This is a genomic window from Pseudomonas graminis (assembly GCF_004364335.1).
In the GTDB taxonomy this organism is placed as follows: domain Bacteria; phylum Pseudomonadota; class Gammaproteobacteria; order Pseudomonadales; family Pseudomonadaceae; genus Aquipseudomonas; species Aquipseudomonas graminis_D.
The window spans coordinates 437775-455066 of the sequence record NZ_SOCR01000002.1; the positions used below are offsets into that span (position 1 = coordinate 437775).

Below are 17292 nucleotides of genomic sequence, written 5' to 3' on the forward strand. Positions count from 1 at the left end.
GCGAAACGGTCTGCCCCCAGGCAGACGCTCTTGATCTTAGGGATCTTGATCTTGATCTTGATCTCGGCGTACTCAGCCACACCGCAGATGTACCTGACTCGATACATTCAAGACAATCCACCGACACCTGCCCCCTTCACCCTTCCGCCCCGCTCGCCAGCGAAGTAGCATGGCAGCGTCGACTCCTAACCGCGGCCCACCCGGCGGCACCACACGGCGGCAGCACCATGCAGACAACACCCGACAGCACCACCGCCACCGCGCCGAGCGAAGAGCGCCGCTGGAACACCCGCGCCCTCATCGTCGACGACGACATCCCCATCCGCGAACTGCTCTGCGACTACCTCGCCCGCTTCAACATCCACAGCACCGGCGTCACCGACGGCAACGCCATGCGCCTGGCCCTCACCGAAGACACCTACGACGTCGTCGTCCTCGACCTCATGCTCCCCGGCGAAGACGGCCTCTCCCTCTGCCGCTGGCTGCGCAGCACCTCCGACATCCCCATCCTCATGCTCACCGCCCGCTGCGAACCCACCGACCGCATCATCGGCCTGGAACTGGGCGCCGACGACTACATGGCCAAACCCTTCGAACCCCGCGAACTCGTCGCCCGCATCCAGACCATCCTGCGCCGGGTGCGCGATGACCGTACCGAAGAACGCACCACCCTGCGCTTCGACAACTGGCGCCTGAACAGCGTCCTGCGCCAACTCACCGCGCCCGACGGCCTCGTCGTGCCGTTGTCCAACGCCGAATTCCGCCTGCTGCGGGTGTTTCTCGAACGGCCGCGTCGCGTGCTCAACCGCGAACAATTGCTCGACGCCGCCCGCGGCCGCTCCATCGAAGCCTTTGATCGCAGCATCGACCTGCTGGTCTCGCGCCTGCGCCAGAAGCTCGGCGATGACCCGAAATCCCCGCAACTGATCAAAACCGTGCGCGGCGAAGGCTACATGTTCGACGCCCGGGAGATTGGTTGATCCGCTCGGCCGACACCCTGTTTGCCCGGCTGTTTGGCGGGGCACTGCTGGCGATCGTCCTCGCCCACCTGCTGGCGTTCGTCTGGTTTCATTACTACGGGCCGAGAATGCCGCCTCCGCCCGACTGCAATCGGCCCATGGCCGGCCAGATGCAAGCGCCGCCCGACCGCGACCCTGCCGCCGAGGCAGACCGGAACGACAGGCACCGGCCGCCGTGCCGCCCGCCACTGCTGGGCATTCCGCTTGTGCCCTTGTTGTTTCAACTGATCAGCCTGGTGCTGGCCGCCTGGTTCGGCGCCAAGGCCTTGAGCCGGCCGATCCGCCGATTGAGCGAAGCGGCCGAGCGCCTCAGCGAAAACCTCGACAGCCCGCCCCTGGCCGCCAATGGTCCGCGCGAGGCACGTCAGGCGGCCCAGGCCTTCAACCTGATGCAGGAGCGCATCCGCGAACAGGTGCAACAGCGCGGGCGCATGCTCGCCGCCGTGTCCCATGACCTGCGCACGCCCCTCGCGCGCCTGAAACTGCGGGTCGAGCAGATCGACGAGCCGCGGCTGCACGGGCAGATGAGCCAGGACCTCAACGACATGATCGGCATGCTCGACGCGACCCTGACCTACCTCAACGAACAGCGCACCAGCGAAGCGCTGCAGTACTTTGACGTGCAGGCGCTGATCGAATCCCTGGCCGAAAACGCCCAGGACAACGGCGACGACATTCAGGCGAACGGCACCTGCCGGCCGCTGAAATCCCAGCCCATGGCCCTGCGCTCGTGCCTGAACAACCTCATCGACAACGCCTTGCGTTACGCCGGGCATGCGCGGGTGGAGATCGAAGACGCCAGCGATCGCCTGCGGGTCAGCGTCATCGATCACGGCCCCGGCATTCCCGAAGACCTGCGGGAAGTGGTGTTCGAGCCCTTCTATCGCGTCGAGAGCTCGCGCAATCGCAACTCGGGTGGCGTCGGCATCGGCATGACCATCGCCCGGGAAGCCGCACGCCGGATGGGCGGCGACCTGCGCCTCGAACAAACGCCCGGTGGCGGTCTGACTGCCGTACTGGATCTTCCGCGCATCTGACTCGGCGCCGTCATCAGCCATGGGACCGGGTGCGTTCGGTGTTACTGGCGATGGAGCCCGGTGTGGGACCGGCGTTAGCCGGGAATTCGTCAGGCGTCACGCCGCAAATCTGACGGTGTTCGGACTGGCCTCTTCCCGGCTGAAGCCGGTCCTACTGAGCGAAGTCTCACGCAAGCCTCACGTACGCTCGCCGGTACAAACCCAACACACCCACGACACGCCTTGCCTTGACGCTGCATAAGCCGGAGCACCGCCCCGGCATTATCCATCTGATGGGGAGTCAGTCCGATGATCACAGGCGTCAGCGGCAGCAGCAGTTATTCCAGTTACACCAGTGCCAGCACGAGCAGCACCACCAGCACCGCCAACAGCAAGAAGTTCGCCGACGAGTTGTTGAAGAAACTCGACGCCAATGGCGACGGCAGTATCGACAAGGACGAGCTGAGCTCGGCGCTGTCTTCGGATTCCAAGGACGGCATTACCGTCAGCCTGAGCAAGGCGTTCGGCGATCTCGACAGCAATGACGACGACAGCCTCGACGCCGACGAGCTGGCCGCCCTGACGCCTCCGCCGCCGCCCCCCATGCAGATGGACGGCAGCTCTGCGGCGGATGACGCGCAAAACCTGCTGAGTGCGCTGGACAGCGACGGCGACGGTACGGTCAGCAGCGATGAACTGACCACCGCACTGAGCAGTTCAGGCAGCAGCGCCGACAGCAGTAAAGTGTTCGATGCCCTGGACACCAACAAGGACGGCACCGTCAGCCTCGACGAACTGACCGCCACCCTGCAGGCCCAACAACCGCCGCCTCCGCCGCCTGCGCAGGACTCCAGTGACCTGTTCAGCAGCCTGGACAGCGACAGCGACGGCAGCATCACCGCCGCGGAACTGACCAGCGCCTTGCAGGGCACGACGAATTCCGCCAGCGCCTCGTCCTCCAGTAGCCAGACCGCCTCTACTCAAACAGCCACTTCGCAAACCACCACCCAGGCCACTGAAGCCCTGAACCGCATGGTCGCGGCCCTTAGTGATCGCTACAACCTCAACAGCAACGCCACGTCCGGCAAATACGTCAGCACCTCAGCCTGACGAAAAAAAACCGCCGCCGAGGCCAGCCCGGCGGCGGTTTTTGTAGCCGTGCTTGTTACTTGACCGGCTGACGCGCGCGGCTTTCTCCGACCCAGTCCAGCAGCAAGCTGTAGGCTACAGCCAGCAATGTCGGGCCGATGAACAGGCCGATGAAGCCGAACGCCAGCAACCCGCCAAACACCCCGAGCAAGACAATCACCAACGGCAAATTGCCGCCGCGACTGATCAGATACGGCTTGAGCACGTTATCGACGCCACTGACGATGAACGTGCCCCACAGGCCGAGAAAAATCGCCATGCCGTAATCCCCTCTCCAGGCCAGCCACGCCGTGGCCGGTATCCAGATCAGCGGCGGGCCCATGGGCACCAGGCTCAGCAGGAAGGTGCCGATGCCCAGTACCAGCGCGCCCGGCACACCGGCAATCAGGAAACCGATCAGCGCCAGCACTGCCTGCGCCGCTGCCGTGCCGATCACACCGTTGACAACCCGTTGCACCGTGCCCGCCACTAGGTCCAGGTAATACGGCGCGCGATCGCCGATCAGCCGCTCCAGCAGACTCAGCACGAACGCCGCCACGCGCGGCCCGTCGCGGTAGAAAAAGAACACGAAGATGATGCTCAGGGCCAGCTCGAGAATCCCGCCGCCGATTTGCGCACTGCGCGCCAGCAGCCAGTTGCCGACCTGACCCAGATAAGGCCGGACGCTGACCAGCAGCGCCGCGCCCTGTTGGTCGATGGTGTTCCAGTAACCCACCAGCCGCTCGCCCACCAGCGGAATGCCCGCCAGCCAGGTGGGAGGGTCCGGCAGGCCATCCACTTGCACGTCCTTGACGAACGCCGTTGCGTCGCGCACGTGGTCCGCGAGATTGAAGCCCAGCCAGACCAGCGGCGCGAGCACCAGCACCATCCAGCCCAGGGTCAGAATCGCCGCCGCGAGGGATTCCCGCCCCTTGAGCGCGCGGGTCAGCAGACGCATCAGCGGCCAGCTGGCGAACGCCAGCACCGCGCCCCAGAACAGCGCCGACCAGAACGGCACCATCACCCACAGGCAGGCGCCGAATAGCGCGAGCAGGATAATCTGCACCAACAGGCGATCGTTATTGAACATTGGTCATTCAGCCCATTCTTTATTAACGGTAAAGGCGATTGTCAGCCAACGATCAGGGCCGGTACCTCCGACCTCTTCGCCAATTTCATCCCGAATCAGGTCCCATGCCTCCAGGGAGCGTGGCGGTAAGCCCGGCGGGACGATGAAGTAAATCTCGATCTGTCTCCCGCGCCCCACACGGGCCACATAGGCACGGTAGGAAAGAAAGCCATGTCGCTGGACAGCATCGCCAGCGACGTCATCGACTCTTTTCTTCATTTCTGGCGGGGTCACCAGCAGAACATCGGCGAGAGCGTCGCGAATCGTCGGCAGAGGTATAGGTAAAACGATGACACAAACAAGCGCTAACACCGCTGGATCTATATAAGGCGATAACCATTCCAGCTCTGTGCCCCCGATAACCCAGCCGGTCAGGAACGCGAGTAACAGCGCGCCGGTCATTGCGGCGGATATCGTCCAGGCTTTTACGTCCAGGGCAATGAAGCTTGAATGGAGTCGTTTGTTTGCTCGTCGGCCATAGATGATCATCCCAACCGCGCTCACAAGGGCCACTAGAGCAAAAACAAGCGCGAGATCGAAATCCAGATGTCGCCCGCCCGCCATCAGACTTCCAACGGCCATGATCAGGCCATAGCCAGCGGTGCCGACCAGTAGAGTCCCGGACAACCCGAGCACAATGGGCTCAAGGTGCCAGAACCCCATTGTGAAATTTCGGGTCAGGCGGGCTCGACCGAAATCGTTGTGAGAGAAGGCAATCAGCTTGGCAACGACCAGAGCGAAGCTCGTCATGATGGCGTCGATGAGGGTGTATACACCGTCAAAAATAATCGACGCAGACCCGGTCAGCAGACCGAAAACCACCCCAAAGATAGCCAGAGCAAACGTCACGATAATGGAAAGGCGAAGCACGCTTGGCTCTGTCATCTGACTCACGGGGGCGATTAAAGGAGGCCATTGTAAACACACGGTGAAGTCAGACCAAACCTGGCTCGGCGGCCGTCAGCGAATGAGTTCGAGGGTCAGGCCGGGATCTTGCCGATCCCCCGCTTCCAGCCGTGCAGCGCGCACGCCTTTGGCCACCAGCGCCTGACGCCACGCTTCGCGCTGGTCTCCGGAAAGGGTAACGCGCAAGGTGCTGTCCAGATTCAGGCCTCGGGACAGCAAGGTGATCCAGGGTTCCTGAGGCTCTGCCGTCAGCATCGGCAGCTCCAGCTCGCCGGTGCTTTTCAGCTCGCGCAACAGGGTCGCGGACGTCGGCAGCAAATCCCCCAGCGGCGTGCTCGATTGAAATTGCTCGACGTGGAGAAACGCCCGGCGGTTGCCGCGGGTGATGCCGTACAACGCCACGAGCGTGTTGTCAGCCGGGGCGGCCAGGCGCAGCAACAGATAGGACTGACCGTTGTCGGCGCCATACAGCTTGGCGTTGCCGAACACCTCGTTGGCCCACAGGCTGCTTTCGCCGCAGTCGCGCGCCTGGCACCAGAACAGCAACTGCGCGCCCTGCTGCTGCAACGCCTCACGGGCAGCGGTGAACGCCTCATCGGCGCTGTGCTCGACCGGCAATTGGTAGGTGATGGCAGTGACGTTGCCGCGCCCGGACACCTGCCCGTCGAAACGCAACTGGCCGCTGATCTTGCGGATCGAGCCCAGCGGGTAAATACGTTCCAGCTCGGCGGCGGGCCGGTAATCGACGATTTCCGCGTCTTCCAGTCGCGGCAGGCTGGGCAAGTCCTGACTGCCGGGGACGTCGGCTGCATGGACGATGGCGCTGAACCCGGTGAGCAGCAGCGTGAGCGCGAGCGTGCGGGTGAAGGTGTGGGCGAACGTCATGGATGCGCTCATGGCAGGGCAATCGGCGAGGCAGCCCTTGAAGCGGCAGGCAAGGCAATCGGCAGGCAAAACAAAGCCGCGACAACGCGCGGCGTGCTGGAAAATAAAATGTCGGGGCGTGGGCAGTGGTCCATCGTGCAGTCTCCTGTTTCAACTGCTCCAGCCTCGGCAGTTGCAGGTCGCAAGTCAAGGCGCGGCGAAGAAGCGATTGAAACAGTCTGCAACAGAGCGCGCCCCCGCCTCATCGTTGAGGTGCAGATGGTGCCCGCCCGGCAAGGACGTCACCGTAAAGGGAATGCTCTCAAGCAGCTCTCGGTTCTGCGCGAGCATGCCCTCCTCGGCGACGATTAACTGCGCCGGACAGCGCACCGCCGTGACGAAAGACAGCGCCTGCGCGCGCGTCAGACGAATCGCCGAGGGCAAGGTCAGTCGGCTGTCGCTGCGCCAGGTGTAGCCACCCGGCACCGGCATCAGGCCACGCTGGGCCAACAGTTCGGCGGCCTCACGACTGACCGCCACCATGCCTTTCATCCGCGCCTCCACCGCCCGGTCCATGTCCGGGTAGACCGGCTTGCGCTTGCTTTGCTGGGTCAACTGCGCCTGCAGCGCCGCGCCCATACGCTCGACGACAGACTCGGGCTCGCCCACCGGCGGCACCAAGCCGTCGATCAGGGCCAGACGATTGACTCGCTGGGGCACCGCAGCTGCAACAACCACCGAAATGATCGCCCCCAGCGAGTGACCCAGCAGAGAAAACCGCTCCCAGCCCATCTGCCCCGCCACCTGCAACACGTCGTGGGCGTAGTCCGGCAAGCCGTAGGCGGAGCCTGGCGGACGGTGGTCGGAGTGACCATGCCCGGCCATGTCCAGCGCCAGTATCCGCAACCCTTCAAGCTTGGGCGCCAGCCGCGCGAAGCTGTTGGCGTTGTCCAGCCAGCCATGCAGGGCAATCACCGGAATGCCGTCCTGGGGACCAAACAGATGAGCGGCCAGCTCGATATGGGGCAGGCTCAGGCGGATTTCTTCAACCGAGCAGGTCATGCGCCGACTCGCTGCAGGGCGGCGTCAGCGGTCGCGCCTTCAGCTCGGGCCGTCCAGCGGGAAAACAGCGTTCTGAGCATGTGGGCGGTGTCCTCGGGATGTTCGAGCGGGAACATATGCCCGCCGGGCACGGAAAGATACACGCCCTCGCGCATGCTTTTGACTGACAGCGCATGGTGGCGGCGCACCACATCGCTGCTTTCGCCACGCACCATCGCCAATGGCACCCGCAACTGACGGGCCAGGCCGGGGCTGGTGTGGGGAACGCTGCGGTAAATGCTGATTTCGGTCGCAGGGTCAAAACGCAAGCGCACCCCTTCGCCATCGGCTTGCAGCCCGTGACGCAGATACGCCTCGAAGCAATCGGGATCGAAACGCCGGAACAGCGACTTGCCGGCAAAATACTCCCGCGCCGCCTCGACACTGCTGAACACCTCCCGGCGCCCCAGCGTCCGACCTGCGGGCGTGATGCGATCAATGAAACCGAAGCGCTTGGCCGCACGGATCATCCACTGATCGAACCGCGTCAGCACCGGCGAATCAAGCATGACCACGCCCCGGTACAACTCCGGATGACGCAACGCCGCATGGTAGTGCAGCACGCCACCCAGCGAATGCCCAACCCCCCACACCGGCTGCGGCTGCTCGCGCACATGGTGGATCAACTCATCTACCAGCTCCGGCCAGTTGTCTGTCACCGGAAATTGCGGATTATGGGCATGCTGCTCCAGATGGCGAATCTCGAACTCAGGCCCAAGCGCCGCGAACAACTTGCCGTACGTTCCCGACGGGAAGCCATTGGCGTGAGCGAAAAACAGAAGTTGAGACATGCCGACGCACCCAGAGCAACCCGAACAAGCCGCGATTGTGCGCACCCCATGAGAGGGGCGGCAATGACCGGAACTGCCATCGATGAGGCCACTCCGGTCATGGGGAGGTTTATCTGCTTGAGTGAGAGCAATCAGTTACCCATCAGAGCAGCCCACGGCAGGGACGCGGAGCGCCTGAAGCGGCATTCCCACGCGGAGCGTGGGAACGATCAACCATCACGCCGCAAAAATTCATTGCTCTGTCTGGCCTATTCCCGGCTAAAGCCAGTCCTACAAAAACACCGCGTACACCCGTAGGACCGGCGGCGCACCCGTAGGACCGGCTTCAGCCGGGAAGCCCTTGATCTGCAGTTGATCTGCAGTTGATCTGCTTTTGATCTTCGTACACAAAAGGCCCAGTCACCGCCAATCGCGACTTGGGTGCAGGCTGAACGGAGGTCTCGCGGAGTGGGCCGAGCCGCATGGATGCGGCGAGAGCGCCGTCAGGACATGGATGTCCGCTCGGCGCGGGCCCACGGAGCGAGACCGGAGTGAAGGAACCCCGACGCAGGAGGGGCCAAACCAGGAGCAAGCACCCTTGGTTACTTGGGGTGCCTTTCCAAGTAACTCGCCGAAGGCGAAACAGTTCTGCCGTTAGGCAGAACCAGCAGGCGAATCACCGCCCGGGCGGCTGCTCCCCATGGGGCACCACCGCCACCGTCAACCGGGAAATACAACAGGCCTTGCCATCCTCCGTCGTCAGACGAATATCCCAGACATGGGTCGTGCGTCCGATATGCACCGGGTGCGCCACCGCCGTCACTCGCCCGCTGCGCACCCCGCGCAAATGGTTCGCGTTGACCTCGATCCCCACACAAAAAAACCGATCGGTATCAATCACCAGATAGCTGGCCGTAGACCCCACCGTCTCCGCCAGCACCACCGAAGCGCCGCCGTGCAACAAACCGTAAGGCTGATGAGTGCGCTCATCCACCGCCATGCTCGCCGTCAAAGACTGGTCGTCGACCGCCTCAAACCGGATATCCAGCACCTCACCAATGGTGTTCTTCTGCTTCCCATTAAGCGCGTCAAGGTCCGGAGGGCTACGCCATATACTCATGGTTCTTCCTTGTTATTTCAGAGTTTGCACCACTTCCATCATTCAACGCGGGAGCGCAGAAAAGCGCTCTCCGCTCCATCATCAAGTGTGCCGAACATCCACCAGTTCCATCGCCCCAACAAGGGGCAAATCCGCCTCAAGCTGAGCCAGACTGGCAGTGTGCATCGGTTGCGCCTGCTGCAAAGAGCCATGCACCGCCAGCCCTATCAACGTGCCCACCAGAGGTTGATGACTGACCAGCAACACATTCTCCGCGCTGTACGCACCCATCTGCTCCAGCACCTTGTGCGGATTGCAGTCCGGCGTCAGCCACGGCACGGTCACGATGGCATCGGTAAAACCGAGCGCCTGACGGACCAGCTCGGCGGTCTGTTGGGCGCGCACATACGGGCTGGCAATGATCCGCTGCAGCGGCTGACCCATCAGGTGAGCGGCACTGCGCAAGACCTCCTCGCGGCCTTTGGCGGTCAGCTCACGCTCGGCGTCCGTACGGGCCTGAGGCTTTGCCTCGCCGTGGCGCAGAATCCAGACCTTCACGGTTTTGGCTCCTCGCCGGGCGTGGACGGCGGCGTGACCGGCGCAGAGGGCGATGTGTCGGCAGCCCCATGGGAAGTGTCGGAATCCACCGGCGGCGTTTCGGAAACCGGTGGCGTTGCAGCGGGAACCGGCTGCGGAGTCACGGGCGCTGGTGACGCCGTGGCAGCAGCAGGCTGCGCAGTAGCAGGCGCCGGTTGCGGCTTGACCGCCACAACGTGCGGCGCCTCGCCCTCAGGTGCACGCGGCGTTGGCCAGTCGGCGAATGGCCATGGCTTCTGATCGGTGTGGAAGGTGCCAAAGCGGCCGATCTGCGCCAGGTACTGGCTCAGGCTGTCGCCGAACGACATCACGCTGAGGCTCGGCGCGCCGTTGAACAGCCGGTAAACCAGCTGCACCAGGACAGCCACCGCCAGCACCACCTCGGCCACTTGCCAGACCAGCACAAACAGCACCATCCACAGGATGCGCAGCAGGATAGATTCGTGTTGCTTGAGTTTTGATTCGTTCAAGAGCTTCTCCGTGCGGGGATCAGTTGAAACCGCTGGTTGAAATAAAATCGACATCGGTCTTGGGCTCGGCGCGCATCAGCAGCTCAATGACCTGCTCCAGGGTGCGGCCCTCGAACAGAATGGCGTGAAGCCCGGCCACCAGTGGCATGTAAACCTGCAATTCCTGCGCCTTGGCCTTCAGCACCTTGAGCGTGTTGACGCCCTCCGCGACTTCACCCAGTCGGGTGACCGCTTCGTCCAGGCTCAGGCCCTGCCCCAGGGCAAAACCCACCTGGTAATTGCGGCTCTTTGGCGAGGAACAGGTGACGATCAGATCGCCGACCCCGGCCAGGCCCAGAAAGGTCATCGGATTGGCGCCCTGACTGACCGCAAAACGGGTCATTTCCGCCAGCGCGCGGGTGATCAGCATGCTTTTGGTGTTCTCGCCCATGTTCAGCGCCACCGCCATGCCGGCAATGATGGCGTAAACGTTTTTCAGCGCGCCGCCCAGCTCCACGCCAAAACGGTCGGCGCTGGCGTACACGCGGAAGGTGCGGCCATGCAGTGCGGCCTGGACCTGCTGACAGAGGTCGTCATCTTCGCTGGCGACGACCGTGGCGGTGAGGGCGTGTTCGGCGATCTCGCGGGCCAGGTTGGGCCCGGACAGCACGCCGATCCGCGCAGCAGGCGCGATATCCTGAAGGATCTCGCTCATGAGCTTGAAGGTGTCGGCCTCAATGCCCTTGGTCAGGCTCACCAGCATCTTCCCGGCGAGCAGGTCAACGTGCGGCGTCAGGACGCCACGCAGCGCACTGGACGGCAGTGCGACGAAGACCAGCTGGCTGTCCTGCAAAGTGGCGTGCAGGTCAGTGACCGGCTCGACGCCCTCGAGCACCTTGATGCCCTTGAGGTAGCGCGGGTTCTCGCGATTGACGCGAATTGACTCGGCCTGCTCCGGATCGCGCATCCACTGCGTCACCCGATGACCGTTGCCGGCCAACAGATTGGCCACTGCGGTCCCGAAGCTGCCGCCGCCAAGGACCGCTATTGGTTGCTGCTGGGTCATAAAACAATCCATTCAGGGCCATCACATCTGGCGATGCGGGCATTATACGGGCCGTCAGGCTCGCGGCCAGCGGCAAAAGGTGCCCCCACGAACTTATAGCCGATCCCCCACTATTGCCGAGGAAATTGCCCACAGCTCGGTTAAGATGCGCACCCGAGATGAAAATTCCTCAACGGCGCCGATGAGCTATCGTCAGGTCGCTCCCGAAGAGATCCGTCACATGACACCAAGCGTCCACCTCCCCTGCCCCGTCAGGCTTTGCCATGCCTGAGTATCGGCAGATCCTCCGGGCCCAGACAGCCGGAACCGCCTCGTGACGGCTCAGCGCGGCTGGAACATCAGCACCCGCACGCAGATCCTCAGCCTCGGTCCGGCGTTGCTGCTGACCTTGCTGCTGATCAGCTTCTTTACCGTGGTGCGGATTCAGGACCTGCGACAGGAACTCAATCACACCGGGCAACTCATTGCCAACCAGCTGGCGCCCGCATCGGAGTACGGCGTCATCGTCGGCAACAACGCCGTGCTTGAAAACCTCATGAACGCCACGATGAACACCCCCCATGTGCGCTTTCTCGAAGTGCGCAACAGTGCCGGCAAGGTGCTGGTTCATGTCGAGCCTGCCGAGGAACAAGGGCATTCGCGGCAGATGGAAGTGTTCCAGGCGCCGATCCGCCTGCAGCCGGACAGGTCCGCGCAGCTGTTCGACAACGCCGACGAGCCCGGTTCCGCTGACGACCCCAGCGTTCCGGTCGAGGGCTATCTGGGTCGGGTGCTGGTGGGCATGTCCAGTGATGCGTTCAATGAGCGAGAACAGGAAATACTGCTGAAGGCCGGCGTGCTGGCGATGTTCGCCCTGCTGTTTACCTACATGCTGGCGAGGCGGCTGTCGCTGAGCCTGTCCCAGCCCATCAGCGCCATGAGCGCCGCCGTCAAGGCTATCCAGCAGGGTGACTATTCTGCACCGCTGCCCGTAGCCGACGATGCCGAGCTGGGTGATCTCGCGCGGCACATCAACAATCTGGCATTGGGCCTGGAGAAGGCCAGCCGTGAGCAGAAACAGGCGATGGATGAACTCATTCGGACCCGTGAAGAAGCCGAACGCGCCAACAACGCGAAGTCAGAATTCCTGGCCATGATGAGCCACGAGTTGCGCACGCCGATGAATGGCGTACTGGGCATGCTGCAGTTGATGGAAACCACGAAAATGACCGATGAGCAGGCCGAATACGCTGCCCTGGCCATGGAGTCCACCGAGCACCTGCTGCGCGTCATCAATGACATTCTCGATTTCTCCCGCTTCGAGCGCGATGCGCTGGAACTGGAGAGCATTTCATTCAACCTCGCCGACCTGATCAGCACCTCGGTTCAGGCGTTTGCCCACAACGCACAGCAGCGCGGTCTGGCACTGGAACTGGATCTGCCGCCTTCGATGCAGGCGTTGCAGGTAAAAGGCGACCCGACGCGCATCCGGCAGATTCTGGTCAACCTGATCGGCAATGCACTGAAATTCACCGAATTTGGCAGCGTGCGCGTCGAGGCAGGCTTTACCCTCGCCCACCCGCAGCACGTTCTGTTTACCTGCGCGGTGCGCGACAGCGGCATCGGTATTTCTCCGGACCTGCTGGAGTCGATGTTCGACGCGTTTCAGCAAGCGGACAACTCCATCTCCCGCCGCTACGGCGGCACCGGTCTGGGCCTGCCCATTGCGCGCAATCTGGCCGAGCGTATGGGCGGGTCGCTGCAGGCGCAGAGCAGCGAAGGGCTTGGGTCCGTTTTCCAACTGCAAATCCCGCTGCAGCGGGTTCAACAGCCGGTGATCGCACCCGCGCCCGGCGCCGTGGGTGAACTGCCCCAGAGCCGCGACGCCTGTGTGCTGCTGGTCGAAGACAACCCGGTAAATCGCACGGTGGTCGAAGCAATGCTGCGCAGCCTGGGTTTGCAGGTGAGCCTGGCGGCGGACGGGCTTGAAGCAGTGAACATGGCCAGTCGCGAAAGCTTCGCGCTGATCCTGATGGACTGCCGACTGCCGGTCATGGACGGCTACGAAGCGACGCGCCGAATCCGCCTGCTGCCGGGGTTGGCGACGTTGCCCATTATTGCCCTGACCGCCAACGCCCAGCACGGCGACCGGGATATTTGTCTGCAAGCGGGAATGAACGATTACCTGGCCAAGCCGTTCAAACGTACTGATTTACAGCAGGTTTTGCAGCGCTGGTTGACCATTAAGGCATCTGCGACTGGCGGTAAATGATAAATTGCGGCAGTCTTGTGTGCCGATTCGACCCACGCCAACGCGCGGACGAAAAATTTCAGTGCACAGGTGTACATTCATTTCACCCGTGCTGTGACTTTCACTACAACGCAATAGTCTATGAGTAGGCTGCCAGCAGAGGGATGACCCGCTGGCCAGACTGGGTACGTAACGCCACACCCTGCCGCACAGGATTATCGAGGAGCTCGCATGACCAAACAAAACGCCTTTACCCGGGAAGATCTGCTGCGCTGCAGTCGCGGCGAGCTGTTCGGCCCAGGTAACGCGCAATTGCCCGCCCCCAATATGCTGATGGTTGATCGCATCACCCACATCAGTGAAGAAGGCGGCAAGTTCGGCAAAGGTGAATTGGTCGCCGAACTCGATATCAGCTCGGACCTGTGGTTCTTCGCCTGTCACTTCGAAGGTGACCCGGTGATGCCAGGTTGCCTGGGCCTCGACGCCATGTGGCAACTGGTCGGCTTCTTCCTGGGCTGGCAAGGCCTGCCGGGCCGCGGTCGCGCACTGGGCTCTGGCGAAGTGAAATTCTTCGGTCAGGTCCTCCCGACCGCCAAGAAAGTCACCTACAACATTCACATCAAGCGCGTCCTCAAGGGCAAGCTGAACCTGGCGATCGCCGACGGTTCGGTCAGCGTGGACGGCCGTGAAATCTATACCGCTGAAGGCCTGCGTGTCGGCGTCTTCACTTCCACTGAAAATTTCTAAGGGTATTCGCATGCGCCGCGTCGTTATCACTGGTCTGGGCATTGTTTCCTGCTTGGGCAATGACAAAGACACCGTCTCCGCCAACTTGCGTGCAAGTCGCCCTGGCATCCGTTTCAATCCGGAATACGCCGAAATGGGTCTGCGCAGCCAGGTCTCGGGCTCTATCGATCCAAACCTGCCGCTCAAGGAACTGGTCGACCGCAAGACCCTGCGCTTCGTCGGCCAGGCGGCGGCTTATGCCTACGTGGCCATGAAGAGTGCCGTGGAAGACTCCGGCCTGACTGAAGAGATGGTATCCAACCCGCGTACCGGTCTGATTGCCGGCTCTGGCGGTGCTTCGACCCTGAACCAGATGGAAGCGCTGGACATCCTGCGCGAGAAAGGCATCAAAAAGGTTCTGCCGTATTACGTCACCCGCACCATGAGCAGCACGGTGTCGGCGTGTCTGGCGACGCCATTCAAGATCAAGGGCCTGAACTACTCCATCGCCTCTGCCTGCGCCACCAGTGCTCACTGCATCGGTACCGCCATGGAACAGATTCAGATGGGCAAGCAAGACATCGTCTTTGCCGGCGGTGGCGAAGAGGAGCACTGGAGCCAGTCGTTCCTGTTCGATGCCATGGGCGCACTGTCCAGCAAACGCAACGACACGCCGGAACAGGCTTCCCGTGCCTACGACGCTGATCGTGACGGTTTCGTCATCGCTGGCGGCGGCGGCATGGTGGTGGTCGAGGAGCTGGAACACGCTCTGGCCCGCGGCGCGAAGATCTACGCCGAACTGGTCGGCTACGGTGCCACGTCTGACGGTTATGACATGGTCGCTCCGAGCGGCGAAGGCGCCATCCGCTGCATGCAGCAGGCGCTGTCCACCGTTGACGGCACCATAGACTACTTGAACACCCACGGCACCTCCACGCCGGTCGGCGACGTCAAGGAAATGGAAGGCGTGCGTGAAGTGTTCGGCGACAAAGCCCCAGCGATCAGCTCCACCAAGAGCCTGTCGGGTCACTCCCTGGGCGCCGCCGGCGTTCACGAAGCGATCTACTGCATGCTGATGATGGAAGGCAACTTCATGGCCGGTTCGGCGAACATCGACGAGCTGGACCCAGCCGTTGCCGACATGCCGATCCTGACCAAGACCCGCGAGAACACCGAGCTGAATCTGGTGATGAGCAACAGCTTCGGCTTCGGCGGCACCAACGCCACGCTGGTGATGAAGCGCTGGACTGGCAAGTAATCGAGTCAGTTGCAGACAAAAAAGGCGTCCTTCGGGGCGCCTTTTTTATGGCTTTTGAAATGCATTGAGTCGGGCCTGCTTTTTGTAGGACTGGCGTTAGCCGAGAACACGTCGGTGATCGCGCTGCAAGATTGATGACGCCCACAATGGCTCCTTCCCGGCTAAAGCCGGTCCTGCAATCGCACCGTCAGAGAGAGCGCCATCATGCTGACCATCATCCCCCGCGCCGAAGAGGTCGAAGGCCAACCGATTCTGCGCCCCCTCCCCGCCGCGCAATGCCGCAGCGTGGGGCCCTTCGTGTTTTTCGATCACATGCTCGAAACCACCTACGCCCCCGGCACCGGCATGGACATCCGCCAGCACCCGCACATTGGCCTGTCGACGCTGACCTACCTTTTCGAAGGCGAGATCCGACACAAGGACAGCCTCGGCAGCGATCAGTACGTCAGACCGGGCGAAGTCAGCTGGATGACTGCCGGCAGCGCTATCGCTCACATCGAACGCACGCCCGCAGCCTTGCGCGCCAGCGGCTCTCGCCTGCATGGCCTGCAGGTCTGGCTGGCGTCGCCCAAATCCCATGAGCAAGGCGAAGGTCATTACAGCCATCACCCCGTCGCCACACTGCCGGTCAGCGACGCCATGGGCATTCGTATCCGCCTGATTGCGGGCGAAGGCTTTTGCCTGAAGTCGCCGGTGCCGGTGCTGTCGCCTACGCTTTACGCCGAGCTGCACCTGCAAACCGCGACGACCTTGCGAATCCCGGCCGAGCACGAACAGCGCGCGCTGTACGTCATCGAAGGCGACCTGCTACTGGATGGGGATCCGGTGCAGCCGCGCAGTCTGGTGGTGCTGGATGCAGACACCGAGCCGATGCTTTGTGCGGAAAGCGAATGCCACGCCGTGCTGATTGGCGGTGCGCCCCTGGATGGACCGAGAAAGATGAACTGGAATTTCGTGGCCAGCGACCCGGCGCTGATTGAACAGGCCAGGGCGAGATGGGCGGCCGGGGACTGGCCGACCGTGCCGGGGGAAGTGCAGCGGATCGAATTGCCAGTGCCGCGAAGATAGCCGCACGGTCGCACACCCGGCGGGCGCCGGCTTGCTGGCGAACCGTTCAGGCGAGGCAACTGCTGACAGTGGAAATCCAGGCGAGTCAGCAGTCACCCGCTTCACCTGATCAGCCCGCGAACACCTCGTCCAGCAGGTTGTGCATCGAAGTAAACGCACGCTTTGAAACGGTCGGGTTGTACATCTGCACGCCAGGGTTGTTGGCGTGCGGGTCGGTGAAGGAATGGAACGCCCCACCGTAGCTCAGCAGTTGCCAGTCGACATTGGCGGCGTTCATCTCGGCCTCAAACGCCGGCAGTTGCTCTTTCGGCACCAGAGGGTCGGACGCGCCGTGCATCACCAGCACTTTGCCCTTGATGTTCTTGGCGTCGGCCGGGTTCGGCGTATCGAGGGTGCCGTGAAAGGACACCGCAGCCTTCAACGGCGCACCGGTGCGCGCCAGTTCCAGTGCGCAGCAACCGCCGAAGCAGAAGCCGAACGCCGCCAGTCGGGACGTATCAACGGCGGCAATGGTCTGCGCAGTCAACTGATCCAGTGCGGCCTTCATGCGGGTGTTCAACAGCACACGATCATTCTTCAACGGCATCATGGCAGCCGCCGCTTCATCGCCATTGGTCGGGCGCACCTGCTGGCCATACAGATCCGCCAGCAACACCACGTAGCCTTTCGCTGCCACATCCTTGGCAATCTGCTCGGCGTCTTCGCTGACACCCATCCAGTTAGGCGCCATCACCAGACCCGGTGCGGCCTGAGCACCTTCGCTGAAGGCCAGACGACTTTCGTAGCTCACGCCGTCGATTTCATACACGACGGACTGCACGCTCACATTGCTCATAGCGAACTCCTGCTGATAAGGATGGAGGGGA

At 62.7% G+C, this 17292-nt stretch carries 16 protein-coding genes and 1 pseudogene; 7 read left to right on the top strand and 10 right to left on the bottom strand.

Features of this window, described 5'->3' with window-relative positions; genetic code table 11:
• The first annotated feature begins 227 nt into the window (after nucleotides 1–227).
• The 3 genes from EC919_RS04415 to xopAW all read left to right on the top strand — a co-directional run bounded on the left by EC919_RS04415 (nucleotide 228) and on the right by xopAW (nucleotide 3145).
• Complete coding sequence (locus EC919_RS04415) at nucleotides 228–980, top strand: response regulator (RefSeq protein ID WP_133771586.1); 753 nt, start codon at nucleotides 228–230, stop codon at nucleotides 978–980.
• Nucleotides 977–2056, top strand: a complete 1080-nt coding sequence (locus EC919_RS04420; RefSeq protein WP_133771588.1) for a sensor histidine kinase — start codon at nucleotides 977–979, stop codon at nucleotides 2054–2056. The genes EC919_RS04415 and EC919_RS04420 overlap by 4 nt, the downstream gene beginning before the upstream one ends.
• A gap of 288 nt (nucleotides 2057–2344) precedes the next feature.
• Complete coding sequence (gene xopAW, locus EC919_RS04425; protein ID WP_133771590.1) at nucleotides 2345–3145, top strand: EF-hand domain-containing protein; 801 nt, start codon at nucleotides 2345–2347, stop codon at nucleotides 3143–3145.
• A 55-nt stretch (nucleotides 3146–3200) separates the two neighbouring features.
• On the opposite strand, the gene EC919_RS04430 is transcribed toward xopAW, so the two are convergent.
• The 9 genes and pseudogenes from EC919_RS04430 to EC919_RS04470 all read right to left on the bottom strand — a co-directional run bounded on the left by EC919_RS04430 (nucleotide 3201) and on the right by EC919_RS04470 (nucleotide 11144).
• Nucleotides 3201–4253, bottom strand: a complete 1053-nt coding sequence (locus EC919_RS04430; RefSeq protein ID WP_133771592.1) for an AI-2E family transporter — start codon at nucleotides 4251–4253, stop codon at nucleotides 3201–3203.
• A 3-nt stretch (nucleotides 4254–4256) separates the two neighbouring features.
• The gene (locus tag EC919_RS04435) at nucleotides 4257–5177 is read right to left on the bottom strand and encodes a cation diffusion facilitator family transporter (RefSeq protein WP_133771594.1); all 921 of its coding nucleotides are present in this window, start codon (nucleotides 5175–5177) and stop codon (nucleotides 4257–4259) included.
• 75 nt (nucleotides 5178–5252) lie between these two features.
• The gene (locus EC919_RS04440) at nucleotides 5253–6083 is read right to left on the bottom strand and encodes a DUF4892 domain-containing protein (RefSeq protein ID WP_133771596.1); all 831 of its coding nucleotides are present in this window, start codon (nucleotides 6081–6083) and stop codon (nucleotides 5253–5255) included.
• A gap of 186 nt (nucleotides 6084–6269) precedes the next feature.
• Nucleotides 6270–7124, bottom strand: coding sequence for an alpha/beta fold hydrolase (locus EC919_RS04445; RefSeq protein WP_133771598.1), 855 nt, complete (start codon nucleotides 7122–7124; stop codon nucleotides 6270–6272).
• Entirely contained in the window at nucleotides 7121–7954 is an 834-nt protein-coding gene (locus EC919_RS04450) for an alpha/beta fold hydrolase (protein ID WP_133771600.1), read from the bottom strand. Before EC919_RS04450 ends, EC919_RS04445 begins: the two co-directional genes overlap by 4 nt.
• Before the next feature lie 655 nt (nucleotides 7955–8609).
• Entirely contained in the window at nucleotides 8610–9053 is a 444-nt protein-coding gene (locus tag EC919_RS04455) for a hotdog fold thioesterase (protein ID WP_133771602.1), read from the bottom strand.
• Nucleotides 9054–9134: 81 nt separating this feature from the next.
• The gene (gene sixA, locus EC919_RS04460; RefSeq protein ID WP_133771604.1) at nucleotides 9135–9590 is read right to left on the bottom strand and encodes a phosphohistidine phosphatase SixA; all 456 of its coding nucleotides are present in this window, start codon (nucleotides 9588–9590) and stop codon (nucleotides 9135–9137) included.
• Between the two features lie 188 nt (nucleotides 9591–9778).
• Nucleotides 9779–10099: pseudogene (locus tag EC919_RS27335) on the bottom strand (DUF4389 domain-containing protein); the annotation flags it as partial.
• A 19-nt stretch (nucleotides 10100–10118) separates the two neighbouring features.
• Entirely contained in the window at nucleotides 10119–11144 is a 1026-nt protein-coding gene (locus EC919_RS04470) for an NAD(P)H-dependent glycerol-3-phosphate dehydrogenase (protein ID WP_133771608.1), read from the bottom strand.
• A 313-nt stretch (nucleotides 11145–11457) separates the two neighbouring features.
• Between EC919_RS04470 and EC919_RS04475 the strand changes: the two genes are divergently transcribed.
• From EC919_RS04475 to EC919_RS04490, 4 genes are all read left to right on the top strand, one after another.
• Nucleotides 11458–13395 carry a response regulator gene (locus EC919_RS04475; RefSeq protein ID WP_133771610.1) on the top strand — a complete coding sequence of 646 codons (1938 nt, stop codon included), beginning with the start codon at nucleotides 11458–11460 and terminating at the stop codon, nucleotides 13393–13395.
• Nucleotides 13396–13605: 210 nt separating this feature from the next.
• Nucleotides 13606–14121, top strand: a complete 516-nt coding sequence (fabA, locus tag EC919_RS04480) for a 3-hydroxyacyl-[acyl-carrier-protein] dehydratase FabA (RefSeq protein WP_133771612.1) — start codon at nucleotides 13606–13608, stop codon at nucleotides 14119–14121.
• A gap of 10 nt (nucleotides 14122–14131) precedes the next feature.
• Entirely contained in the window at nucleotides 14132–15358 is a 1227-nt protein-coding gene (gene fabB, locus EC919_RS04485; protein ID WP_133771614.1) for a beta-ketoacyl-ACP synthase I, read from the top strand.
• Nucleotides 15359–15562: 204 nt separating this feature from the next.
• Entirely contained in the window at nucleotides 15563–16426 is an 864-nt protein-coding gene (locus EC919_RS04490; RefSeq protein ID WP_133771616.1) for a pirin family protein, read from the top strand.
• Between the two features lie 109 nt (nucleotides 16427–16535).
• Here the strand turns inward: EC919_RS04490 and EC919_RS04495 are convergent, their stop codons facing one another.
• Nucleotides 16536–17261 (bottom strand): dienelactone hydrolase family protein, encoded by a 726-nt coding sequence (locus EC919_RS04495; RefSeq protein WP_133771618.1) that lies wholly within the window; start codon nucleotides 17259–17261, stop codon nucleotides 16536–16538.
• Nucleotides 17262–17292 lie beyond the last annotated feature (31 nt).